The organism is Sphingobium sp. DC-2 (genome assembly GCF_000722555.1).
GTDB lineage: Bacteria > Pseudomonadota > Alphaproteobacteria > Sphingomonadales > Sphingomonadaceae > Sphingobium > Sphingobium quisquiliarum.
Genome location: NZ_JNAC01000122.1, coordinates 1 through 21956, shown reverse-complemented (window position 1 = coordinate 21956; position 21956 = coordinate 1). Strand labels below are relative to the sequence as shown.

The 21956-nt window shown below is 65.4% G+C and carries 29 protein-coding genes and 2 pseudogenes; 7 read left to right on the top strand and 24 right to left on the bottom strand.

The genetic code is table 11. The features are described 5' to 3' along the window. Nucleotide 1: 1 nt before the first annotated feature. From ET21_RS28625 to ET21_RS0121175, 3 genes are read right to left on the bottom strand one after another with little or no spacing between them, the layout of a single operon-like run. A complete protein-coding gene (locus ET21_RS28625) occupies nt 2–1057 on the bottom strand; it encodes a hypothetical protein (protein ID WP_237751631.1) in 1056 nt (351 codons plus the stop codon). A 3-nt stretch (nt 1058–1060) separates the two neighbouring features. Further along, complete coding sequence (locus ET21_RS0121180) at nt 1061–2872, bottom strand: site-specific integrase (protein WP_030541244.1); 1812 nt, start codon at nt 2870–2872, stop codon at nt 1061–1063. After that, entirely contained in the window at nt 2865–4007 is a 1143-nt protein-coding gene (locus tag ET21_RS0121175; RefSeq protein WP_030541243.1) for a tyrosine-type recombinase/integrase, read from the bottom strand. Before ET21_RS0121175 ends, ET21_RS0121180 begins: the two co-directional genes overlap by 8 nt. 176 nt (nt 4008–4183) lie before the next feature. On the opposite strand from ET21_RS0121175, the gene ET21_RS0121170 reads away from it, so the two are divergent. The 5 genes and pseudogenes from ET21_RS0121170 (at nt 4184) to arsB (ending at nt 7013) form a co-directional block, all read left to right on the top strand. Continuing rightward, nucleotides 4184–4639 carry an ArsI/CadI family heavy metal resistance metalloenzyme gene (locus ET21_RS0121170; RefSeq protein ID WP_030541242.1) on the top strand — a complete coding sequence of 152 codons (456 nt, stop codon included), beginning with the start codon at nt 4184–4186 and terminating at the stop codon, nt 4637–4639. Then, on the top strand, nt 4639–4995 hold the full coding sequence (locus ET21_RS0121165) for a helix-turn-helix transcriptional regulator (protein ID WP_030541241.1): 357 nt from the start codon (nt 4639–4641) through the stop codon (nt 4993–4995). Before ET21_RS0121170 ends, ET21_RS0121165 begins: the two co-directional genes overlap by 1 nt. Then, on the top strand, nt 4992–5519 hold the full coding sequence (locus ET21_RS0121160) for an arsenate reductase ArsC (protein WP_030541240.1): 528 nt from the start codon (nt 4992–4994) through the stop codon (nt 5517–5519). Before ET21_RS0121165 ends, ET21_RS0121160 begins: the two co-directional genes overlap by 4 nt. Beyond that, nucleotides 5516–5949, top strand: a pseudogene (gene arsC, locus ET21_RS26125) (arsenate reductase (glutaredoxin)). The gene ET21_RS0121160 and the pseudogene arsC overlap by 4 nt, the downstream one beginning before the upstream one ends. Next, nucleotides 5946–7013 carry an ACR3 family arsenite efflux transporter gene (arsB, locus tag ET21_RS0121150; RefSeq protein WP_030541239.1) on the top strand — a complete coding sequence of 356 codons (1068 nt, stop codon included), beginning with the start codon at nt 5946–5948 and terminating at the stop codon, nt 7011–7013. The pseudogene arsC and the gene arsB overlap by 4 nt, the downstream one beginning before the upstream one ends. Nucleotides 7014–7148: 135 nt before the next feature. On the opposite strand, the pseudogene ET21_RS26120 reads toward arsB, so the two are convergent. From ET21_RS26120 to ET21_RS0121070, 17 genes and pseudogenes are all read right to left on the bottom strand, one after another. Further along, a pseudogene (locus ET21_RS26120) lies at nt 7149–7520 on the bottom strand (hypothetical protein); the annotation flags it as partial. 60 nt (nt 7521–7580) lie between these two features. Continuing rightward, the gene (locus tag ET21_RS0121140; protein WP_030541238.1) at nt 7581–7961 is read right to left on the bottom strand and encodes a hypothetical protein; all 381 of its coding nucleotides are present in this window, start codon (nt 7959–7961) and stop codon (nt 7581–7583) included. Next, nucleotides 7954–8778: a hypothetical protein gene (locus tag ET21_RS0121135; protein WP_037471640.1), complete on the bottom strand. Its 825-nt coding sequence runs from the start codon at nt 8776–8778 to the stop codon at nt 7954–7956. The genes ET21_RS0121140 and ET21_RS0121135 overlap by 8 nt, the downstream gene beginning before the upstream one ends. Before the next feature lie 18 nt (nt 8779–8796). Beyond that, nucleotides 8797–9120: a hypothetical protein gene (locus ET21_RS0121130; protein WP_030541236.1), complete on the bottom strand. Its 324-nt coding sequence runs from the start codon at nt 9118–9120 to the stop codon at nt 8797–8799. Further along, nucleotides 9117–10268, bottom strand: a complete 1152-nt coding sequence (locus tag ET21_RS0121125; RefSeq protein ID WP_051585634.1) for a phosphoadenosine phosphosulfate reductase family protein — start codon at nt 10266–10268, stop codon at nt 9117–9119. Before ET21_RS0121125 ends, ET21_RS0121130 begins: the two co-directional genes overlap by 4 nt. Before the next feature lie 39 nt (nt 10269–10307). After that, nucleotides 10308–10952, bottom strand: a complete 645-nt coding sequence (locus ET21_RS0121120) for a hypothetical protein (RefSeq protein ID WP_030541234.1) — start codon at nt 10950–10952, stop codon at nt 10308–10310. Between the two features lie 193 nt (nt 10953–11145). Next, nucleotides 11146–11658: a hypothetical protein gene (locus tag ET21_RS0121115; RefSeq protein ID WP_030541233.1), complete on the bottom strand. Its 513-nt coding sequence runs from the start codon at nt 11656–11658 to the stop codon at nt 11146–11148. A 29-nt stretch (nt 11659–11687) separates the two neighbouring features. Further along, nucleotides 11688–11918, bottom strand: a complete 231-nt coding sequence (locus ET21_RS0121110; protein ID WP_237751629.1) for a hypothetical protein — start codon at nt 11916–11918, stop codon at nt 11688–11690. Nucleotides 11919–12162: 244 nt separating this feature from the next. Beyond that, nucleotides 12163–12921, bottom strand: a complete 759-nt coding sequence (locus ET21_RS0121105; RefSeq protein WP_030541231.1) for a PRTRC system ThiF family protein — start codon at nt 12919–12921, stop codon at nt 12163–12165. Next, entirely contained in the window at nt 12911–13570 is a 660-nt protein-coding gene (locus ET21_RS0121100; protein WP_030541230.1) for a PRTRC system protein A, read from the bottom strand. The genes ET21_RS0121105 and ET21_RS0121100 overlap by 11 nt, the downstream gene beginning before the upstream one ends. Next, nucleotides 13567–14394 (bottom strand): PRTRC system protein B, encoded by an 828-nt coding sequence (locus ET21_RS0121095; RefSeq protein WP_030541229.1) that lies wholly within the window; start codon nt 14392–14394, stop codon nt 13567–13569. The genes ET21_RS0121100 and ET21_RS0121095 overlap by 4 nt, the downstream gene beginning before the upstream one ends. Nucleotides 14395–14401: 7 nt before the next feature. Then, complete coding sequence (locus ET21_RS28620) at nt 14402–15103, bottom strand: hypothetical protein (protein ID WP_237751628.1); 702 nt, start codon at nt 15101–15103, stop codon at nt 14402–14404. Between the two features lie 238 nt (nt 15104–15341). Next, entirely contained in the window at nt 15342–15542 is a 201-nt protein-coding gene (locus ET21_RS28615; protein WP_237751627.1) for a hypothetical protein, read from the bottom strand. Nucleotides 15543–15568: 26 nt separating this feature from the next. Beyond that, complete coding sequence (locus ET21_RS0121085; RefSeq protein ID WP_030541227.1) at nt 15569–15775, bottom strand: PRTRC system protein C; 207 nt, start codon at nt 15773–15775, stop codon at nt 15569–15571. Nucleotides 15776–15821: 46 nt separating this feature from the next. After that, the gene (locus ET21_RS0121080) at nt 15822–16244 is read right to left on the bottom strand and encodes a PRTRC system protein E (protein ID WP_030541226.1); all 423 of its coding nucleotides are present in this window, start codon (nt 16242–16244) and stop codon (nt 15822–15824) included. A gap of 35 nt (nt 16245–16279) precedes the next feature. Next, nucleotides 16280–17866: a PRTRC system ParB family protein gene (locus ET21_RS0121075; RefSeq protein WP_150113432.1), complete on the bottom strand. Its 1587-nt coding sequence runs from the start codon at nt 17864–17866 to the stop codon at nt 16280–16282. Nucleotides 17867–17998: 132 nt separating this feature from the next. Beyond that, a complete protein-coding gene (locus ET21_RS0121070; RefSeq protein WP_030541224.1) occupies nt 17999–19009 on the bottom strand; it encodes a hypothetical protein in 1011 nt (336 codons plus the stop codon). A gap of 75 nt (nt 19010–19084) precedes the next feature. Between ET21_RS0121070 and ET21_RS0121065 the strand changes: the two genes are divergently transcribed. Beyond that, entirely contained in the window at nt 19085–19573 is a 489-nt protein-coding gene (locus ET21_RS0121065) for a hypothetical protein (protein ID WP_030541223.1), read from the top strand. A gap of 106 nt (nt 19574–19679) precedes the next feature. Continuing rightward, complete coding sequence (locus ET21_RS0121060; RefSeq protein ID WP_030541222.1) at nt 19680–20261, top strand: nucleotidyltransferase family protein; 582 nt, start codon at nt 19680–19682, stop codon at nt 20259–20261. 21 nt (nt 20262–20282) lie between these two features. Here ET21_RS0121060 and ET21_RS0121055 read toward each other — a convergent pair whose 3' ends face one another. The 4 genes from ET21_RS0121055 to ET21_RS28065 all read right to left on the bottom strand — a co-directional run. Beyond that, nucleotides 20283–20759 carry a thermonuclease family protein gene (locus tag ET21_RS0121055; protein WP_051585642.1) on the bottom strand — a complete coding sequence of 159 codons (477 nt, stop codon included), beginning with the start codon at nt 20757–20759 and terminating at the stop codon, nt 20283–20285. 26 nt (nt 20760–20785) lie between these two features. After that, the gene (locus ET21_RS0121050) at nt 20786–20986 is read right to left on the bottom strand and encodes a hypothetical protein (RefSeq protein WP_030541220.1); all 201 of its coding nucleotides are present in this window, start codon (nt 20984–20986) and stop codon (nt 20786–20788) included. Between the two features lie 41 nt (nt 20987–21027). Beyond that, nucleotides 21028–21636: a hypothetical protein gene (locus tag ET21_RS0121045; protein WP_030541219.1), complete on the bottom strand. Its 609-nt coding sequence runs from the start codon at nt 21634–21636 to the stop codon at nt 21028–21030. 32 nt (nt 21637–21668) lie between these two features. Then, nucleotides 21669–21956: zincin-like metallopeptidase domain-containing protein (locus tag ET21_RS28065; RefSeq protein WP_030541218.1), on the bottom strand; the 288-nt coding region annotated here is incomplete at its 5' end.

Here is a 21956-nt window from a genome sequence, read left to right as displayed (position 1 = left end):
GTCAGTTGCCCAACCGGCATTGCCGTGGGCAGTGGTGATCGCCCGTAGCCGTGCTGGTGGAGCCAGAGATTCCTCGTGCCGCTGAGTTCACGAAGCGGGGGGGGGGGGGGAGCCAGCGGTGGATGTCGCCATGCTCCGTCAGCGACGTCTTCGTGATCGTGCCCACCAGATAGACGTGCTCCTCCCCGTCACCGTCGGCCGTGTGGCGCTCGAGACATCCCTCTTCAAGCCTGAGGATCTCTGAAGCTCTCGCGCCAACGAGATAGGCGACGACGACGAAGCATACGTCGCCAAGCCGGTCGAGCATGAACGCCAGGCGGCGCAGCGGCCAGTCCGGATTCGGATAGCGATCCGCGTAGGGACAGGCCTCATCCAGCATGGCGCGTCTGATATGCCAGTGAAGCGTGCGCCCTTGGTGCCGTGGTCGGAACTGGGCATAGAGATCTTCGAGGCGGTCGCGCAGCGCAAGTATCTGATCGGCCGGTTCGCCAAGCAGCTCGATAGCGCCGCTGATCAGCGGCACGGCGATCTCGTCGGGCGTGTAGGGATGGCCGCCATAAGGCTTCCAGTGCCGCTTTCCGATCGCGGCAACGCGAGGCGGAGCCATCAACGGCGCATCCTCCAGCTTGTCGCTCTGCATGTGGAAGGTGCGGATCGTGCCGAGATGGCCTTCAGCGGTGCTGAGCGAGAGCAACGCGCCATTCCTGCCAAGACGGGCGCGAAGCATCCCGACGAACCGATCGACTGTATCCCGGTCGAGATCCCTGAAGCATCGGACATTTTCGGCCGCCATCCATCGAACGAGGAAGCGGATGTGACTGAAGTGGCCGCCGATCGTCGCCTTTCGTAGCGGCATTCGCCTTTCGGGTGGATCGTTCCGCAGCGAGAGCAGGAACAGCACCGCGGCGTCTCGGAGCGGCGTCCATCGATCGTCGGTGAACCGACTCCCGTCTGGCATTTCGAAGCCCCAGTTGAACGTCATGGCGGCGGGCACGCCATCGCTTCCGAGTAATGGCGCCGGAACCTGGGTGAGCGTGGATGTCGGGATGGAGGCCATGAGCTATTCCAGGTCCGGCAGCGGCGGCAGAGCAACGATGAGCCGTTCCGCGTCCGGCATCATCTCGGGCGGGAACGCCGGGAACAGGTCTTGCGTCAGCACCTGAAGGCTGGGTGCGTAGAAGAGGCCGAACCGGATCGGGTCGATCCGCTCCCGCGCCGTTTCAAGATGCCGGATGGCCTGGACGATCCGCGCCAGATGATCAGGGTCGATCGGGACGATCAGGCCCGGACAGGCAAGGCAGCCACCCAGTTTCGGGCATGTGCGCCCAGCGCGCGCGGCCCCATCGTCGGTCGGGCGAAGGCAGTCGTGACCGAACAGCACCGTCACCGGCACGCCGGTATCCGATCTTTGCGAGCGATCCGAGCTTGTTTCGCCGCTGACCCATGTAATCATCAGCGACTGGAGCCGGGCGATCGTATCGCGTTCGAGACGGCGAACGGCCTCGCCATCGACATAGATATCGGTGGTGGCGACATTCGCGTGATTGAGAACCGCCTTGGCCGCCATGATGTCGCCCTGCGACGCGGTATAGTGGGCGCTCGCCATGCTGCTGCGGAACAGCTTGGGTGAGAAGTCGGGCAGCAATGGCCGGGGCTTGCCGGGATGTGCTTTGTTCCATGAGGCGATGGTGGCGTTCTGGCGCTCGTAGAAGCGCAACATTGCCGATCGCAACGTGGCCTGCACGATATGGCCGGCGTGATGCTCGCGCTCGAGGCGGCCTGTCGTCATGAGGAAGCGGTGCAGGAACAGACGGTCACGTCTGGATGGCTCCACATGCGGTAGCAGAGGTGCCGTCATCGCAAGAAGTTTCTCTATCAGGTGAGGCGCGGCATACGGTCGGCGATTGTCGAACGAGCGTCGCTGCATGCGCTTCACCTTGCCGCCGGCGCGGGGCTTCACCCACTCGACCATGACGCGGTGCCGTTCGAGCGGATGGGGCACCAGGCAGTCGCGCTTGATCTGACGCAGCGGCCCGGCATTTGCGGCCGTCTGGATCAGCAGCACGATGTAGAACGCGACCAGCGTGTCGGTCGTAAGGTGGAGATAGCCTTCCAGCTCGCGGAACCCGCCCGCTTCGGCGATCCGCTGGCGATCCGATTTTCGCAGGACAGAGCCCCGGGCGGGCGGCATAATGCCGTTGCCGAGGCGATGGAGCTTCCAGATCCAGCGGTCGCGGTGCGCGGCATGGCTGCCGTGCGGCGGGATCTGGCGAAGAGCGACTATGGCTTGACCGTGCTGGAACTTGTCCCATGCGGTGTCGATCTCGGCATAACAGACGGCCAGCAGCGCGCGCATTGCCGCGGTTGTCAGCCTGTCCTGCGGTAGCCGCTGAACGCCGGCGAGCGGGATCGCATTGTTGGGCACGGCAAAGTCGGGGGCGAACAGGCCGGGATTGTCCGTGATCGCGCGCTTGAGGACCGGCCTGACCATACCGAGCTGGCCGGATTGCGACTGGATGCCGCGCCTGCGTCCGTTCGTAGGCTTCGCCAGCCAAGTGATGAACCGGCGGATCGTTGCCGTATCGAGGTCGCCCGCGCGCCTGACATGCGCATCATCGCGCAGGAACCTGCCGAACACGCGCAGCGCGAACCATCGTGCGGTGCGGGTGGCGGCGCTGGAGGCCACGTCATGATCGCGGAAGGCCCGAGCGATAGCTGCGCTGATGTCGTCCGGCATACCGAACAGCGCCGGGTCGAAGCGCTGAACGATCTTGCCCCATTCGTCGCGGAACTGGATTTCTGCGATCTCGGCAGGATGATCCGTTGGCGCCGGTTCGAGGCGCAGCGTTCGATCGAGGCGGACCCTAGCCATCGGCGGGTATCAACTCGCCGTAGAGATAGGCGAGGCTTTCGCTCAGGTCGCGCTCGTGCAGCTCGACGCAGCGCAGATAGATAGCCGTGGTCGTGATCGAGGCGTGGCCGAGCAGCACCTGCACGACCTTGAGCGGGTTGAGATCAGGATTGGTGCGGGCCTGAACCTGAAGGCGGGCGAGCATCGCCATCGCGAAGGTGTGGCGCAGCCAGTGCAGCGTGCCGTGGAGTCCTGCGGCCGCGAACGCTTCCGCGAGCTGCCCCGTCAGGAGCTTGCGCATCATGGCGTGGCCATGCTCGTTCAGCAGGAGATTGGACGGCGCGCGGTAGCGGTGGTCGGAACGACGGGTACGGCGGACGATCCGCGCGCGCTCCTCGCCGATATACCAATGCGTATGATCAAGCAGCCGAAGCGGCGGATAGACCGTCCTCGGTCGGTCGCCCTTGGTGATATGCAGCGGCACGCCGACCAGCGGGTCGCTGCCGAGATCGAGCGGCCAGCTATCGGGGATCTGGTCGATGGCGAGCGCGCAAAGCTCCTTGCGGCGCAGGCCCGCCCCGAGCGCCCATTGCGCGGCAAGTCGCGCGGTGGGCCTGAGATGCGCGAACAGCCGTGCCAGCTCGTCGGCGCGCAATGGCCGAGGCAACTTTTCGGGGCGCGACACGATCAGCGCGTTGACCTGCCGCCGCTGCAAGCCCGGGCGGTAGGCGCCGTCGAGCATCAGCGTCATCTTTTCGGTCAACCGGAACGGGCAATGGTCGATCAGCCCCCGGTCGAGCGCCCAACCATAGAAGCGGCAGATTGTGGAGACGCGCGCGTTGATCGTGGTCCGGGCATAGGGTCGGCCGGTGTGCGTGCTGGGGGTCTCAAGCATCCGGTTGCGATAAGCGGCGATGACACGCTCGTCGGCCTCGCGCCATTCGATCCCCGATTGTTCGAGGGAGTCGAACCAGTCGTGGAGATGCTCGCCATAGGTCCGCACGGTTTCCGACGCCTGCGCGCGACCGTTCAGCTCGGCGTGCTCCATCAGCCAGACGAACGCCGGTTCGATGATCGCCATGTCGGCGTCGAACAGGATCGGAAAGCCGGCGGGTATGCCCGGCTCACCCGCTATCGCACGGATGATCGATACCATCTTGTCGGATTCCCTCGCGCTGGGAGTCCGCAACGATACCGCATCCGGGCGACTGGCAGGTGACAGGGGCGGCGGAGCGATGAGTTTTCAGGACGCTTCGCAGTCCGCCTGATGATTGACTCCACCATATTACGGATATACTCGTAATATCATCGAGTCGTCAGGAGGCCAGTCCCATGAAGCGCATGCACCTGCACGTCAGCGTGCCCGACCTAGCCCGGTCGATCCAGTTCTACGAGACGCTGTTTGGCGTGGCGCCGGTCGTCGTGAAGGACGACTATGCCAAGTGGATGCTCGACGATCCCAAGGTCAACTTCGCGATCTCGGAGCGCACGCGCGCCACGGGCATCGACCATATCGGCATCCAGGTCGATAGTGCCGAGGAGCTGGGCGCGCTGGCCGATCGGCTGAAGGCGGCGGGCGCCGAGACGTTCGACCAGGAAGCGACCACTTGCTGCTACGCGAAGTCGGACAAGAGCTGGGTCCACGATCCGGCCGGCGTCCGTTGGGAGACCTTTTTCACCTTCGGCGAAGCGACCAGCTATGGCGAGGACGAAGTTCTGCCAGAGCCGACAGGGTCAGCCTGCTGCGGACCGGCGACGGCCCCCACGCCCAAGCAGGCGTGCTGCTGATGGACGCGCCCGCCGCCGTCACGGCGCTCTCCGCGCTCGCCCACCCGGGCCGGCTCGAAGCGTTCCGCCTGCTGATCCGTGCCGGCAAAGACGGCATGGCCGCAGGCGATATCGCGCGCGCCACCGGCCATGTCCCCCAGACGCTGTCGGGCAACCTCAACATTTTGGGGCACGCCGGCTTGGTGTCGTCGCGCCGCGAGGGTCGCTCGATCATCTACACGGCTGACTATGAGCGGATGACCAGCCTCCTCGGCTTCCTGATGGAGGATTGCTGCGGTGGCGTGCCGGAGATTTGTGCACCGCTCGCCGAAGTCGCCGCCAAGGCCGCCTGCTGCCAGCCCGGAGCCGTCCAATGACCGACCGCATCTATAACGTGCTGTTCCTCTGCACCGGCAACTCGGCACGCTCGATCCTCGCCGAGAGCGCTATGAACAAGCTCGCGCAAGGCCGTTTCCGCGGCTACTCCGCCGGCAGCTTCCCCAAGGGGGCGGTCAACCCCGACGCGCTGCGCCTTCTGGAGCGGATCGACTATCCGACCGACGGGCTGCGTTCCAAAAGCTGGGAAGAGTTCTCCCAGCCCGGCGCGCCGGTGATGGATTTCGTGATCACCGTCTGCGACGACGCGGCCGGCGAGACGTGTCCGGTCTGGCCCGGCCATCCCATGACGTCGCACTGGGGGATCGAGGATCCGAGCCGGGTCGAGGGTAATGATATCGAGCGCGAGCGCGCATTCGTGACCGCGCTGCGCTACCTTGAGAACCGCATCCGCCTGTTCCTCGCGCTGCCGTTCGACCGGCTCGACGCGCTCGCGCTGAAGGCACACGTCCATGAGATCGGCCAGACCGATGGCGCCAGCAGCCGGCGCGGAGACGCGGCATGAGCCCGGTCGATATCGTCATCTATTACAACCCCGACTGCGGCACTTCGCGCAACACGCTGGCGATGATCCGCAACGCCGGGATCGAGCCTCACGTCGTCGAGTATCTGAAGACCCCGCCGAGCCGGGCGATGCTAGTCGCGCTGATCGCGCGTATGAGCGTCACACCACGCGCCATGCTGCGGGAGAAAGGCACGCCTTACGCTGAGCTTGGCCTTGGCGATCCGCTCTGTCCGACGACCAGATCATCGACGCGATGATGGCGCATCCGATCCTGATCAACCGCCCGATCGTCGTCTCGCCGCTCGGCGTGAAGCTCTGCCGCCCTTCTGAAGCCGTGCTCGACCTGCTGCCGTCGCCGCAACAGGGCGCGTTCACCAAGGAGGACGGCGAGAAGGTCGTCGATGATGCCGGCAACAGGATCACCGCATGACCGATGTCGCACTTGCCTCGCCGCGCCCGGCGATAGGGTTCTTCGAACGCTATCTGAGCCTGTGGGTTGCCGCCTGCATCGTTGTCGGCATCGCGCTCGGCTATGCGCTTCCCGGCCTGTTCGGGGCGATCGCCGCGGCCGAGGTCGCCCGCGTCAACCTCGTGGTGGCGGTGCTGATCTGGCTGATGATCGTGCCGATGCTGCTCAAGATCGATCTCGCCGCGCTGGGATCGGTGCGCCAGCACTGGAAGGGCGTCGGTGTCACCCTGTTCATCAACTGGGCGGTGAAGCCCTTCTCGATGGCGCTGCTCGGCACGCTGTTCCTGGGATGGCTGTTCCGCCCGCTGCTGCCGCAGGCCGAGATCGGCTCCTACATCGCCGGGCTGATCCTGCTCGCGGCAGCGCCCTGCACCGCGATGGTGTTCGTCTGGTCGAACCTCTGCGACGGCGAGCCCAACTACACGCTGAGCCAGGTCGCGTTGAACGACATCATCATGGTGTTCGCCTTCGCGCCTCTCGTCGCGCTGCTGCTGGGCGTCGCCTCGGTGACGGTGCCGTGGGACACGCTGCTGATCTCGGTCGCGCTCTATATCGTGATCCCGGTGATCGCCGCGCAGCTCATCCGCCGCGCATTGCTCGCCGCAGGCGGACAGCCGGCGCTGAATCGCCTGCTTGGACTGCTGGGGCCGGTGTCGCTGGTCGCGCTGCTGACGACGCTGGTGCTATTGTTCGGGTTTCAGGGCGAGGCGATCATCGCCAATCCGCTGGTGATCGCGCTCATCGCGGTGCCCATCCTCATCCAGGTCTATTTCAACGCCGGGCTGGCGTACTGGCTGAGCCGCCGGTTCGGCGTGGCCTGGTGCGTCGCGGCGCCGGCCGCGTTGATCGGCGCGTCCAATTTCTTCGAGCTGGCGGTCGCCGCCGCGATCAGCCTGTTCGGCTTGGGCTCGGGCGCGGCGCTCGCTACCGTCGTCGGCGTATTGGTCGAAGTGCCGGTGATGCTTTCCGTGGTCAGCATCGTGAAGCGCACCCGGCCCTGGTATGAACGCCGGGCGCTCGCCTGACGCGCTGCCGATCCACATCGTGACGCTGGAGTGAAGAAGGATCAGGCCGGCCGCCGCCAGCTTTTTGGGTTAGCGCGTCGTCCGGCCTGACCCTTCTTCACGGCGAGCTAACAAGACACTCGTTCAGGCTAGACCTAAGCTGCAACTATGCCGGCCAAGGCTGATGCTCGGGAGCGTCGCGTTGGTAAGCACGTTCGCGAGAATGGAATAATAGGGTGGCCAGTGCTTGAAGCGCCGCGGAACATACCGGACCACCTCATAGGGAATACCTCGCGCCGCCATCCAGGCGGCGATCATCTTCTGATATTCGTATGTCTCCGGCTTCTCGGCACCCGGATCTGCGGAGAGGACAAGATCCGGAGCCTCGCCGCGCGCTTCCAGCTCGACGAGGAGAGCGGTGGAATCGACCCCGATGCCATAGGCGAGAACGACCGGTGGTGGCGCGGAGACGAGGATGTAATCGGGAGACCGTGCGTTCGCGGCCTCGGGGTGCAGAAATGCGGACATGCTCAAAGCCTCGGGTCTCGAAGGCGGTCATCACCACCGACCCAGCAGTCCCCTCTCCCCTCATTCCTTGTTGCCGGGCTCGCCTATCAGAATGACGGCAATCGACGGCTTGTCGTCGGCCGTGAGCTTGCGGCTGTCGAAGACTTGGCGTCCGCCGAGACCGATCGTGAGCAGGTCGAAGGTGGGTGATGTGCCGCCATTGGCGTTCGCGATGCTGGTACGGGAATCGTGATATTGGACGTCGACGAAGCTCGGCGGCGCGCCGGGCTCATATTCGCCGAAGAAGAAGGTGATCCGGCGCCCGTCCGAGGTCTTCGCCGTGATGGTGAAATTGCCGTCAGGAATGTCGATGGGAAGCGTCGGCACATCATTGAAGCGCGCAAAGCCGATGCTTTCGGCATCGGCCGCGGTCATGACGGGAAGGGTCGTGATGTCAGCCATGGAAAATCTCCGGGTCGGCCTGGAAGAGCGGCAGCATGGGGTGCTGCAGTGGGAGGGTTTTGGGATAAGGGAGGCGCGGGAGCGCGCGGCCGCGGCGCCGCGCCTCGCGGGTCAGCTCGAAGCAATAGGCGTAGAGGCCGGCCTGCCGGTGGGCGACAAGGTGGCGCTCGCGTTGAAGCCGCCAGAGCCAGCGGCGCGGCTCCTCGCCGAGACCCGGTCTTGGCATACCCAATGCGACGAGCTGATCGATCGCGCCCGCCTGGCCCTGTTCGCCAAGCCGGATTTTCGAAAGGGTCCGGCCTGAGATCGTGACGCCGCCGGCTCGCAGCACGGTTCGCGGCCTCGTGACCGCTCGGTGCGCCGCCGAGAGCGCGCAATAGACGCGCCCGATATGACCGGCACCGGGATCGCTGTACGACACCACTGCCTCGATTGTCGGCCGCTCGCGGCGCAGATGCCGAAAGGCTCGTGCGACGAAGAAGCTCTCGCCGTTCTGCGGTACCGCGTCGGTCAGGATGAGCCGCGCGAGGACGCAGCCGCGCGCCGGATCGTCGAAGCCGGTGTGATGGGAGATGACCGCGCCGGTGGCGGGGACCGCGAAGACCGCGACGCCCTCCAGCGTCCCGGCACGGCCGTAGAGGCCGATCGCGAGCTGCGCGGCTGGATAGCTTGGGAGATAATGATGCCTGGCGATGAAGGCGCGCGCTTCGGCATGGCCGATAACCTCGACACTATAGGCGGTGGGATCGATGAGCTCGAGGTCGCGCGCCCAGAGCGCGCGTCGCTCGCGCCATCGCTGGCTGCGGTCGGTATGCATCGAATGATCATCCGGAAGTCAGAGCAGACGGGGTTGGCGGGAGTGCGCGTCGAGCATCTGGCGGGCGAAGCGGTCGGCACCCGCCTGGTCAGCGGATGGAAAGAGGTCATGCGGGCACAGCAGACGAAAGCTATGGTCGAGCTCCATCGCGCACAGCCAGCGATCGCCGCCCTCCAGCTGCACCATGGCGAGGGCGAGGCAGCGGGAGCCGGCATGCGGGTCGGGGTTGAGCGGATCGCCTGCAAAGCCAGCGAGCGACCAGAACCGCCAGCCGAGCGGCGGCTGATCCTCTATGTCGACAACGCTTGACCAGCGGCCCGCACGGACATCGATCGCGATCATCGCGCGGACTTCCGCGCGGCGATCGTGAGCAGTTCGGCAAATCGATCGATGATCGAGGACGCCGTCGCAAAATGTTCGGCAAGTGAATGGCGCGCCAGGATGCGGCGCCGGGAGGTGGCGATCTTCTCGGCCTCATCCCTGGCGGGCAGCCGGGGCGGCCAACCTTTGACGTACCGGAGCCCGGGCGGCATCTCTGCCTCCAGCCGGAGGCGCTCGCGTTGGTCGGCCTTGGCTCGGACGATATCGGCGCGCAGTCCGGCGCTCAGCAAGAGAGGCGCGACATCGGCGAGCCACCGCGCCGGCTGAAACGGAAATGTGGATCGCGCCTCGATACCGACCAGCTCGCGATAGACTTCCGCGTTGGGCGGGGCAGCCGCGGACGCCTCGAGATCCTGCAGCGAGGCGAAAATACAATAGCGGCAGGACAGGCGGCTCGAGCCCCAGACCGAATAGGCTTCGTGGAGCATGATGCCGAGCAGACGGTGGGCGCGGAAGACGTCGTTGCTCGTCCAGTCGGCGATGGGATGCCAGACCATCATCCTTGTGCCATGCCGGTTCCCGGCCTTGGCATATCGCGTGTCGGTCTTGGCGATCGGGATCGACGCGCGGGTGTGGCTTTCATCGCGGCGCAGTCCGAGAACCGAAATTACCTGAGCGCCCTGGTGCATCCGCGCGATCGCCGGGCCGATGACGGCCGCCTTCATTTCCGACTGGCAGAAGCGGAGCGAGGCCGAGGACCAGGGGCCGATGAGATTATAGGTCTCGAGCGCCTCGTAACGCCGTTTGCCGCTCTCGAACCGCTGGATCCAGCGATCGACCAGGTCTCCGGCAGCCCGCCGGACGACCGTAAGATGTATGCCGGCCTCAGCGGCAATGCGCTCCACCGTCTCCGGGGTCGAGGCCCATTCGGCACGACCAAGATCGGCATGGATGGCCATGCGGCGCGTGCGTGGGTGTCCGAGCAGGTCAAGGAAAAGATTGACCGCGGCCATCGCCGCGCTCGAGTCCTTGCCGCCGGACAGGTTGAAGACGATCCAGGCGCCATCGCGGATAGCGCGGATGATCTCCGGCGTGAGGGCGAGATCAGGAAGCTCCGGGAGAATGACGTGCGATGCCGTCGCTGCGGCGTGTCGAGCGTGATGGGTCATGGGAGCGCTCCCTCGGCGACGGGCCGATGGTGAGATGGGTCAGGCGAAAAGCCGCTCAGACCGGGCGACCGGAGGCGAGAGCTGGAGATCGCGCCGGAGTTGCTGTGCGAAGCGGTCCGGCGCGAGCAGTGTCGTGACCGGTGCGAAGTGGTTGCGCTCGCCGCAATAATCGGTCCGTCCGTTGACGCGGCGGTAGAGGACTTCGCGGTCCTGGCCGAGACCGCCTAGCGAGAGCTGGACATAGACCTCCTCGCCATGGAGCGTGATTTCACCAGAGACGGCGGGGCCGCCCTTGTTGGACCGGACCGAGTAGCTTTCGGCCTCGAGGCCTAGCGCTTCGGCGAGCCGCCGCATGGCCGTGCGCCCTTCGGCATGGAAGGTACGCTTCGCGGCCTCGTCATAGGCGACGCCACGATAGGCGAGCGTGCGGAGAACTGGGTGACGGCGGATCTCGGCGATCTGGTCCATGCAGGCGCGACGCAGCGCTATGCTGTCGGGTCGTCGATCAGTGACCGAAGCGAGATGCCGGACGAGCAGGATCACGGCGGCGTCGGTTTCGGCGTCCTTGCCGGCATTGCGGCAATCGGTGATCGCGGCGCCGATCGCGTGCAATGCTCCGGCGATGGTGGTCAGCGCGCTGGGGTCGAGTGCCTGCTGGTGGCGCATCGCGACGTCGTAGTTCATGGGTCGGGCACTCCGGTCTCGAGCGCAAATCCGCTCGACCAGCCCTCTCCCCCTCCCCTCTTCCGTCCAGCGGCTTGCTCAAGGCAGACATCGTTCTTTACGCGCTGCTGATCCGCCTGCGGGGAGCCGGCTACGCCCTGGAGCGCCGCGGCTCCTTGTCCTCGGGCGACGGTGATGCAGGGGCGCCAGAACGTCAGTCCGCGCCGTCTGGCCGCTCCGCGTCCGCAGCGTCGGCTTGAGCCAGCAGGATCTGGACGGCGCGGGCGAGGCCCGGCTCGCCCATCTCGTTGACAACGCCGATGTCGGGCTTGCGCGCGCGGACGGCGGCAATCACTGCAGCCGCCGGACGGCCCTTCAGCGCGTAGGTGTAGACCGCACCGCCCTCGATCGTGATGATGTTGGACCGAAGGCGACGCCGGAGCAGTGCAAGCTGCTCGGCCTCGTCTATCAACCGCGCGACCTCATGCTCGAGATCGGGCTCCAGCGTGAGACCATCGTAGGATCGGCTCGGTCGGTTGATCTTGAGCCATGCGTTGACCTCGGCCTCGGTGAGCGCTCCGACCTGGCGATACTCGTCGGCCCCACCGTGACCACGATTGCTGGCAAGGAAAGCGATGGCACCATCGATCCAGATCTCTGCCGTGTAGCAAGGCGTCTCTTCGGAGAGCGCCTTGACGATCTTCAGCTTGCGCAATTCGATCCGCATGTGGCGATGTCCTTTTTGGAATGTGACGCTCAGCGCGCTGAGGAGCGGCGACCAGCAAGCGGACCGATCGATCGCGCGATGTGGCCGGCGTAAACGCCGCAAGCCGCCCAATAGGCGGCGACCGGCGGCTTATGGCTGCGCCAGCTGTTTTCTGCCCGGACCTGCGCGTCGCGTTGGATATCGAGCAGGATCTCCTGAAGCGCATGGCGGGCCTCAGGACTGAGCGCGCGGAGGCGGGCCACCGCTGGAAGCGCGAGCACGGGGTTTCGCACATCAGGTCGCGATGCCCGCTTGCTCACAGCCGTGCCCCGTCCAAGGGATTAAAGGCGGGGATGGCAGCAACGCCCGGGGACCGATGATCTCCGGGCCGTAACTCGAACGCTGGGTGGCGCGGCAATGTGACAATATGCTCCATGGGGAGACTCCGATCTCAAGCGCAAATCCGCTCGATCGGCCCTTCCCCTCTCTTCTCCCCGACGTCGTAAGCTCAGCTTCTCGCGATCATCAGCCGGCCGCCGGCAGCGGGATCGGAGCGCAGCGCCCGCTCCCGAGATTGATGAATGCCCCTGCATGGCCAATCGACCCGCGGCCGAGGAGGTCGAACAGCAGTGCCAATGCATGGCTCGCTATGATGCGGTTCACGAAGAGGGATTGCCGCTCCAGGGCCTCGGCGACCGAGCAAGAGGGAGCATGGTCTTCGGGCAAGCTTTCATCCGCGAGCTCAGGGAAATATTCGAGGACGGTCGGAAGGCGGTGCCTGGCACCGCGATTGGGCGAGGCCGGACAGCCGATAATGACCTGGCCATCGCTGGCTCGATTGCCGAGATCCATCCAATAGGCGGGCGCCTTGGAACTCGTGGCGAGCTCAGCGCCGAGTGCGCGGCGAGCGGACGCCGTATCGACGCAGGTGATGAGGATGTCCGCGCCCGTCACGTCGATCGCATCGGGCGCCCGGCCATGCACGGCGTGCCAGGCGAGGCCGTTGGCAAGATTGATCCGCTCGGTCAGCGTATGCGCCTTCGAGTTTCCTAGATCGCAGCGGTAGAAGGGCTGCCGCCCGAGATTGGCCTCGGTCACGATGTCGTCGTCGACCACGGTGACATGCAGCGAGCGGGAGGAGATGGCCCGAAGGGCCGTGTCGAGCGAGGCGAGCCCCATGAGCATCTGAGCGCCGTTTCCGCCGCAGCCGATCAGGGCGACACGGAGCTCGCGATGATCGAATCCAGCCATCAGGTAATGGCGGTGGTTTGTGTCAGCCGTCATGGCCGTCTCCATCGAAAGGGCTGCGCGGGAGCGGGAGAAACATGCCGCCCGCGCACAGGCGCGAGGCGAGATCCGGTCCGTCAGGATGGGCGACGCGGCCGAGGACCAGCGCGATCTTCGTCGCATGAACGTCGTCCGCATCGTCTGTGGCGCTGAAGAATGCCCGGCCATGGCCGTGGCTGTGGATGTCGCAGACGATATGGCGGTGAGATGGCAGGATCGGCGTTCGGTATATAAGGCGCGAAGGTGTCGCCTCGTCGATTTCCGGCATGTGAAGCGAGAATGCGCGATCAACCTCGTCCCAGACGATAAAGGCCGCCGCCTCGTTGGGCAGTGCCGCGCGGAACTGGGTGATGACCTCGTCAAGCAGCGTCCGGGGTATCAGGCCGCAACGAAGATCGGCCCGGGGCGCGCCGACAGCGCCATAGGGAAGATAGGCGGCGATCGGCGACGTGACAGGCACCTCGAGTTCCAGCCAGGGCCGCCGGACGATGAGAAACACCCCGTCGCGCCCGACCGCAAGGCAGTGGCCGACGCGGGAGGCGCGGACCGCATCCAGCCCGGGCGAGCGACCGGTGGGGGGTGCTGGAAAGCAAGGGAACGCAGCGAGCAGTGCCGCGGCGGTCGGATCATCTGCCAGGACGGTCATCGCGCCACCCGTTCGATCAGCCGGCCAAGCGTTAGCGGCTCTGTGGCCTTGCGGGACGACGAAGTCTGCGGCGACCGACGTCTGGCAAAGGCCTTCAGACGCGTGACGGGAAAACGGGCGGCGCGGCGGGTCGCAAGATCGTCCCAGAGGGCGACCAGACCGCCTTTGCCAGAGACGGTCTGGTCCTGGCCGTAATTGGGGTGGGTCGACCAGGACTCGAACAACGCGCGCTCGAATTCCGGGATCGCGGAGATTGTCAGGCTTCTGGGCCTGGGAATGTTGCCCCAGCAGAGGGTGCCATCGGCGTAAACGTTGAGGATGGGGGAGTGGAAGATGGGCGTGTCCGCCACAGGTCGCTGGTCATCCCGAAGGGCGTAGACGCCGAGCGCTCGCCTGGTGGCAATGAGCAGATGGGGCGGATATGGGACGGGCACCACCGTGCGGCTCCGGAGCGTTTTGAGGCTCGTCGGTGGCGTGCTCAGATCGAAGTAGGCAGATCGCACCTGGGCAGGAATCCACCACGCCAGGAGATCCTGGTGCGCGACGAGCACGTCAGCGGGAAGAAGCTCGGGAGGAGCGGTGCGCACGAGGGCCTCGGACCACTGGCGTAAATGCGCCCGCGTCAGTGGTGTCCCGGCAGCAATCCGTGGACCCGCCTCATCGTCGTGCTCGACATGGTGAAGGCTGGCGAAGGCCCCGCCTTGCTGACCGGGCGCCCCATGGGTCGAGGCGCCGCGACGAACCTCGGTCTTGTAGAGCAGGATGGCATTGGTCAGCACCATGCCGCCCGGCGTGGCTTCGAACTGGGTTGAATGTTTCGACATGACTGCCTCACAGGGTGGCGGGATCGAGAGAGATCAGATGTTGGGCGGCGAGGAGGAACCGGGCTCCCGCCTCCAGCGATGCGAACCAGCCGGACACGCGGTCGGCGGTCGGCATCGGGCAGAGACCCGCGAGATCCATGAAACCATATTCCATGCCGTGACGGGCGATATCGTCGACCTCGCGCGCGAACTGCTCGACGGGCACGAGCGTCAGCGGCGGCAACGAAGACGAGTCCTCAAGGTCGGGCAGATAATCTTGGATCGTCGGGCCGTCGAAATGCCAGGCGTTTTGCTCGTCCGGGATGCGGCCGAGGGCCTTGTGGGCGTCGCGCACGGAGCTGAGCGCCTTGCGCAATCCGCTGGGAAGCGACTTCGCCGGCGCGGCATTTGCGGAGACCATCCAGTCCGGCCGCCGGTCGTTCATGTCCGACGGCAAAACGGTGTCTTCGAAATCTTCCGGGTCGGCACCGTGATAGGCAACGAGCGCATTCCGCGCGGCCTCGTCGTCGGTCTCGCCATCCCAATAGTACATTGAGATTTCTTCGAAGAGGTCGTCATAGCCAAAGATCGGAAGCGCGGATCCAAGGGTGTGGGCGAGCGCAGCATAGGCGGCTGCGCGCCAGCCGATCGGCGCGTCGCTCGTCTCGATCCATCCGAGATCGAGCTGGCCCATGCTGTCGCAAACTATGGCGATCGCCGGCGTGTCCATATGTTCGGCATTGAGGACAGCGACCCGCAGTTCGACGAAATCGATCGGCCGAAGGATCGCGAGGACCGCGGTTTCAAAGGCCTGCTCGATCCGGCGCCGGGCCTCTCCGCGTGTATAGCGTCGAGCCACCTTCTCCCGTGCCGCGAGCCAGCGGCCGATCAGCTTATGATGGCGCGCAAGGGGCTGGTCAAAGCAGAGCGGGACCGCGTCTGCGAGTCCGACCGATCGACCGGCGAGGTCAGCCGAGCGGGGGCAGTCGCAAGCTGCCGCAAGGTTGGAGGGGCTCGCCCGGCTCGCCTTGCCGCGAGGCCGTGTCGAGGGCGATCTTGATGTGGAAGGCCTGGGCCTGCGCGTCGCAGGGAGGGCCGGCAGAGCGGGGAGCGTCGCCATCGTCGAACTCGATCCATTCGAGGAGTGTCTTGCGGGGTGCTGCTGGCACGACCGCTTCGGCCTTGCGGGGCACGGTCAGCCCTTGGTGCCCACGGCACGGCGGTATTCCGTGACGTGGACGCCCGCGGTCACGCCGGCATCGATCAGCTCGGCGTTGAGGATCGCGGGATAGAGGGTGGCGTGGTAGGCGCGCAGACCCTGCGGGTCCTCGGTGAGATGCGGCGGAACCGGAAGGTCGATCCCGTCATATCGATATGCGCGGGAGAGATGGTTGATCTGCATGGCTCTTCTCCTGAAAGTCTGACGGATGTCGGCGCGGCGGCCGCCGTCACCAGAGGCTCTTCGGCTCGCTCGACTTGGCCTCTGCAGGCAATGCCGATGGTGAAGGTGAAGCCGATAGGCTCGGCGAGGCCGCCCTCGCTGGAGCAGCGCTCGCCTTCGCGGCCTCGGCCGACGCGGTCTTTGCGGCTTCAGCGGCCTCGCGCTGTTCGGCGATCTGGTCGGCAAGCGTCTTGCGCGTCGTGATGAGCTGACCGAGCGCACCTTCGGCGCCGCGGGCGAGCTCGGCGTCGATCTCGGAAGCGCTCGCGGTGATCGAGATCGGTCGGGTCTCGCCGGCCTCGGGGATGCCGGCTTTTCCCTCGATCTTCCTGGGGATCACGGTCAGCGTGACGGTGTCATCGGGTCCGGCGACGAGGTCGAACCCTAATGAGTAACGGTGCAGGAGCGGGAGCAGATTTGCGATGAGCATGGTCGTTCGTCCTTGCTAAGAAGGGGGGAGATGGCTCAGGCGGCGAGCGCGGCGACTTCGCTGTCGGAGGCCGGCGCTGGTGGGCGCGGCGCGCCATAATCCCCGTCGAGCGTCATCGCGCTCGGCAGACGGCCCGCCCAGTCGAAGCCGGTGGCGTTGAGCATCCCATTGACGAGATCGGCCTTTTTCGAGCCGAGCAGCTTGGCGAAGGCCTTTTCGCCCATGTGCGAGATCAGCCCGCACTCCCGCGCAATGAATTTGAGCTCGTCCCTAGTGTAGCGTTCGAGAAAGGCGCGATCGGCCTGCCAGACCTGGCGGATGTCGATATTGAACGCGCGGGCGAGATCCGCGACATGGCTGAAGGACTGGACGTCGCGCGCGTAAGCAGCCCCGATCGCGCAAAGAGCCGTGGTGGCCTGGCCGTCGGAGAGCTCGCCGATTTCCCCGATCTTGGCGCTGAAGCTCAGGTCGGGAAAGGTCGGGTTGACGAGGAGCCCTGCGCGCGACGTCATCGTTGCTGATTTGATCTGCGAGAGCGTCCCGGTCAGCGCCGCCGTCAGGATCGTGACCTGGGCCTGGGCGGCATTGTCGGCGACGCCGCGCGCGAGCGCGGTTCTCCAAGTGGCCTCCCGCAAATCGCTGGTGCGCCCGGCGATCGATTTGGCGCTGGCGCTGGTCCCGCCGGCGGTGCCACTCGACTTCGTGCTGCCCCGAGCGGACGGCGCGCCGGGCGCCAAGGCTGCCCGCCGCGCTGCGGCCTCGACCCCACCGGCGACGGCGTCGCCATCGGTGCCGGCCTCGCCTTCATCGTCGGTATCGTCTTCGGGGCCATCCTCCTCATCGCCGTCGTCTTCTGACGCTTCATTCTGTTCGGCTTCGAGGCGAGCAGTCTCAGCGGCCTCGGTCTTGAGCTGGAAGCACGCGGCGTTTGTGCAATGACCGTCGTCGACGTGGGTCTCGAAGAGTGCGCGCTGCGTCCCGGAGTTGAAGGGGCAGGTCGTGCAATCGGATTTGTCGAAACACGCGTCCGCCAGCTTCTGGGTGACGCGCATGAGGAGATCCCGGGTCTTGCCGATATCGAGGTCGGCACCAAGGATCGTCTCGAGCGCCTTGTCCTGCTTGTCGGCGGGGACAGCGGCGAGCAGCTCGGCATGACCCACCTTGATGCGGCGTTCGTCGAGGGCGAGCTTTACCCCGTCCGACAAATCGGCGAGGGCAAGGCGGCGGTCGAGCTTGGCGCGCGACCAGCCAAGGCGCCGCGCGGCCTCGGCACGGTCGTTCTGGCAAGCGGCGAACACACGGACTGCAGCGTCCGCCTGCTCGGTCTCGGAGGTCTCGTAGCGGATATCATTTTCAATAATGGCCGCCTCGAGCGCCTCTTGATCGGTCATCTCGCGGATGATGACCGGCACCGACCCGTCAGCGCCGAAGGCCTCGAGCGCGGCGCGGTACCGTCGGCCACCGGCGACGACGGTGAAGCCGTTCTGGGCAGCGGCTGGACGGACGAGAATGGGCTGAAGCATGCCGTGCAGCCGAAGCGACGTGACGAGCTCTTCGTGCTTCCTGCTGTCGAAAAAGCGGCGCGGATTATAGCCGATGGCTATCCGGGCGAGCGGGACCATGGTGGTCCCGTCGAGTTGGGGTGCGGTCAAGAGCAATCTCCTTGTGGGAATAGCGGGGGCCGGTCCATCGCGGGCGCGTGCCTCCCTCTGGCGAGCCTGATGCTCATCCCATTCCTGCCCCCTCCCCTTTCCTCAGCCGGCGAGCTTCTCGCGGTAGATGTCGGCCGCCCATTGCTCGATCCATGGTGCCGTGATCTCGTCATGGTCGAGGTCACCGCTCTCGATGAGCTCGCGAATTTCCGTGCGCGCCTGCGCGATCGCAGCCTTCCAGCTGTCGCTTGGCGCCGCATCGGGATCTGTTGGCCGGTGATGCGGCAGCCGCAACGGAGGCCCGGAGAGACGGGCCTGCTGCGCGGCCACCCATTGCGCCATGTGGCTGGCGACGAGGCGATCGCTCTTGGAAACGCCGCTGCGGTGCGCGGCTTGACGAGCACTGACGCCATAGGCCTGGCTATCAATCGACGCGATGCGATGCGTGAACGGGAGCAGGAACGCCAACGCCGACCCCTTGACGCCGAAGGCGTGCAGCCGGACGCCCGCGGGAAGTATCTGGTCCAGATGGTCGACGACCGCGATCAGGCCTTCGGGACCGTGAATGTCCCTGCGGCACATGCTGCCGACACCGATCAGCGATCCGGGCGTCAGCGATCCCCAGAGCGCATCGACGCAGCGCTCATAGTCCGTCGGTCGGCGGCCTTGGATGACAGGCATCAGGGTCTCGGCAATGCCGTGATCCTCCGCAAGGCGTCGGCAATCGCGATTGGCGCGGATCGTGCGCGCCAGACGATCGATGACCTCTTCGCGGTCCTGAGCGACCTCGGCCTCCACGCAATAGTCAGCGCTCGCCCACCAGCGGAACGGATAAGCCGCTGCGAGCGCGACATAGTCCGCGAGTGACCAAGGGAAGCCGCCGTAGCGAGCGGCCGCGACGAAGCCTGCCGAATCGAGGCATAGCGAAGATAAGCCCTTGGCGTTGCGAAGCCGGGTGAGACGCCACCCGACCCACTCGCGCCAGCCGCGCCGGTCAGACCAGCGCGACAGTGCGTTCGCGGAGATGAGGGCAGGAAGCTGCAAATTGCGCGCCTGCGCCAGAATGGGTCCTTCGCTCAGATGCGGCAAACCGATGATGATCTCGATCGACATGGGGCAGCTCCTCGGCCTTGCTCATGTTGACGGGGCGCATCGTTCACGTTACGTTCCGAAGGCAGGAGATTTGCCATGACGACGACGCTATTTCGGGAGCGGTTCGATCTCGACATCACGTTGCGCGATGCCGCGCTGGACGCGGAGAACCGCCCGACCCGCCGCATGATCGCCAACGCCTCGATCGGGATGCATGTCGAAGACGCCTATTATTCGGTACGCGAGCTCCGCGAAGCCGTGGCCTGGGTTCACGAGGGCATTCCTGCCGGCAAGCAAAAGCTGTCCGGGATCCTCGCCAATGACGGAGCAGACGATTTCCAGCGCTGCATCTATTTCTGTCTCGCCGGCCGCGGGGTCGTGGCGATGCTCGACGATCTGGACTGGCTCGAAGACCTGCTTGAGCGGCGTGGCCGGGTCGCGGGCGAGCAGAAGCGGCTGAAAGCGACGGCTATGCCGCTCACGCCCCCCTATGTCGCGGACGCGCCAGACGGTCCGATGGTGAAGCTGGATGTCGACTTCGAGCAGGGTCCGTCATGGTGGGCCGACGCGACTTTGTCCGTATAATCGCAATTGACGGCGCGGTGCGGGCAGATGATCAGTTTGGTCGTTCTGCCCGTACTTGGCGTCTCTTCGACGTGCTGCGGACCTGGTCGATGAAGCAAGCAGAAGCATGACTTCGAAAGCGCACGGCAGCCTTCGATCCATCGTAGCAGCAAGCCCGATCCTCAGTACGATCCTGAACCGCTGGTCGGCGATCGATCTGCCCGACTGCTGGCTGTCGGGCAGCGCCATCGCGCAAACGGCATGGAACGCCGCGTTCGGCTTGCCGGCGGCATATGGTCTCGCCGATGTTGATTTAGTCTACTTCGATGAGGTGAACCTGACTGAAGAAGCCGAGGCGCGGCACGCGGACCGTGTGTGCGAGCTGTTTTCCGATCTGCCTTTGAGGATCGATGCCAAGAACGAAGCGCGGGTTCATCTCTGGTATGAGGCAAAGTTCGGCTATCCGATCACGCCCTACCGGTCGAGCGAGCACGCGATCTCGACCTTTCCGACGACAGCAGGCGCGCTCGGAATTCGGCCTGATCAAGGAGGACTTGCGGTCTTCGCTCCCTTTGGTCTGGATGATCTGCTGAGCTGCACGGTTCGGCCGAACAAGGTGCAAATCACCGAGGCGATCTACGACGCGAACGTCGCGCGCTGGAAGGCCTGCTGGCCTGCGCTGACGGTCATCCGCTGGTCGGACGGTTGATAAGCCATCAGGCATCGGAATTCAGCGCTCGCAGGTCAAGCGCTGGCCGTGCCGCCAGCGGGAAGGTTCCAGCCATGAACCGGCGAACGCCCCTGCCCTCCCCGCTTTGGCTTGCGCGAAAGCCGATGCGTAGCGTCGAGCGCGAGCGGGATCGTCCCGGAGATACTGCAGCTCCGGAATAGCCAATCCGGCTCGGATCATACGTTCGCCGAGGTCCGCACCGTCGACGACCACTGTTGCAACGGGCCGGCCATAGGAGCTGCTGGGCCTGAGGCTGATTGTAGCGCTCCTGGAGCGCAGCGCCTTGGCAGCGAAATCCTGCGCGGCCTTGCCGCATTTCCAGCACCCCGAGGCCTTTTGACACAGCTGGCGGCGCTCGAACGCGTCAGCGCCCAGCAGGCGGAAATCCACCGAGACGGTATCCCCGTCGAGAGCCCGCGCCTTCGCATCGAAGGATTGCGAGGAGCCTCGCGCGGCGACGGCGCACGAAAGCGCCACTGCGGTAACCTGGGCGACGCCGCGCTTCAAAGCACCATCTCGACTTCGACGCGCTCGCCGAAGCTCGGCAAGGTGCAGACACGGAATGGCTGGATAGGGTTGGTTGTTCGAACAATGCTGATGCGCCCCGGGCGCTCATCAAAGAGCCGGGATGCGACGCGGTTCGCGTTTTCGCGGCTGCAAAGGAGCAGCCGCTTCGGTGACAGAGCGGGGCTCGAGGCGGGCATGGCAAATCCTCTTTGGGCAAGCATGATACCGGCTGCGCTGCTCAGGCAAAGATCGTCTTGTGGACCTTGGTAGTGGGCACGATTTGCCACGGCCGCTCCATCAGCCGACTTATCCGATATCGGCCATGGCCCTCGGGATCGCGAAGTGTCACGCGGCGGTCGCGCTTTTCGACGATGAATTCCTGGCCGACATGACCATCCGAGAATGTGACCGGTTCAGCGAGGCGGATTCGATCGCCGTTGGCTAGCTTCCGCGTGCGGCGCTCCAGGTTCTCCGCGCAACGGCGGCGCCAGTCGAGCGCATGCTCATTCTCCGTCGGCGTCAGCAGATCGAGAATATTCTTCGGGCAATTGTCCTCGCAAGGCCCCATATTTTCCGTCATGTCCTTGTAGCCGAATTGCTCGCGGGTCTTGCTGTTCGGGTTCCAGAGGACTTTGCAGACGATCGCGAAAACCTCGCCGCCGCCGCCGTTGGTCATCACCTGCGCAGCCGCATAATAGGTGCGGTTCTGTGGGCAGGACGAGGCGAGGACCCGCAGGCCCGAACTGCCCCCATCGACGGTTCGGGTATAGGTGAACTGGTCGTCGAGATAGGCCTTCGCCGTCGCATGACCACTCATCGACGTGAACGGCATGGTGAGCCATCCCATGACAAAATTCCTCTGAGATTAAAGGGAGAAGGTCAGGCTGCGGTGGCCAGCGTGGCCATTGATGCGGACGCCGGTTCGTTCACCGCCTGGTCGGAGCCGAACGCGAGCAGATAGTTGAACGCCTGCTCCGCTTTCGCCGCCGCATGGATGATCGCGGTCTTGTCGGCGCGGAGAATGCCAAGCCAGTGCGCGACGTAGCTTGCGTGATTGTCGTGGAGCGCGTTCGGAAGGCCGAGCTGCGCGCAGATGAGGCCGCTGCCGATCTCGGCGACATATCCTGACAGTCCAGCCCAAAATGGCGGTTGGAAGGTGAAAACCAT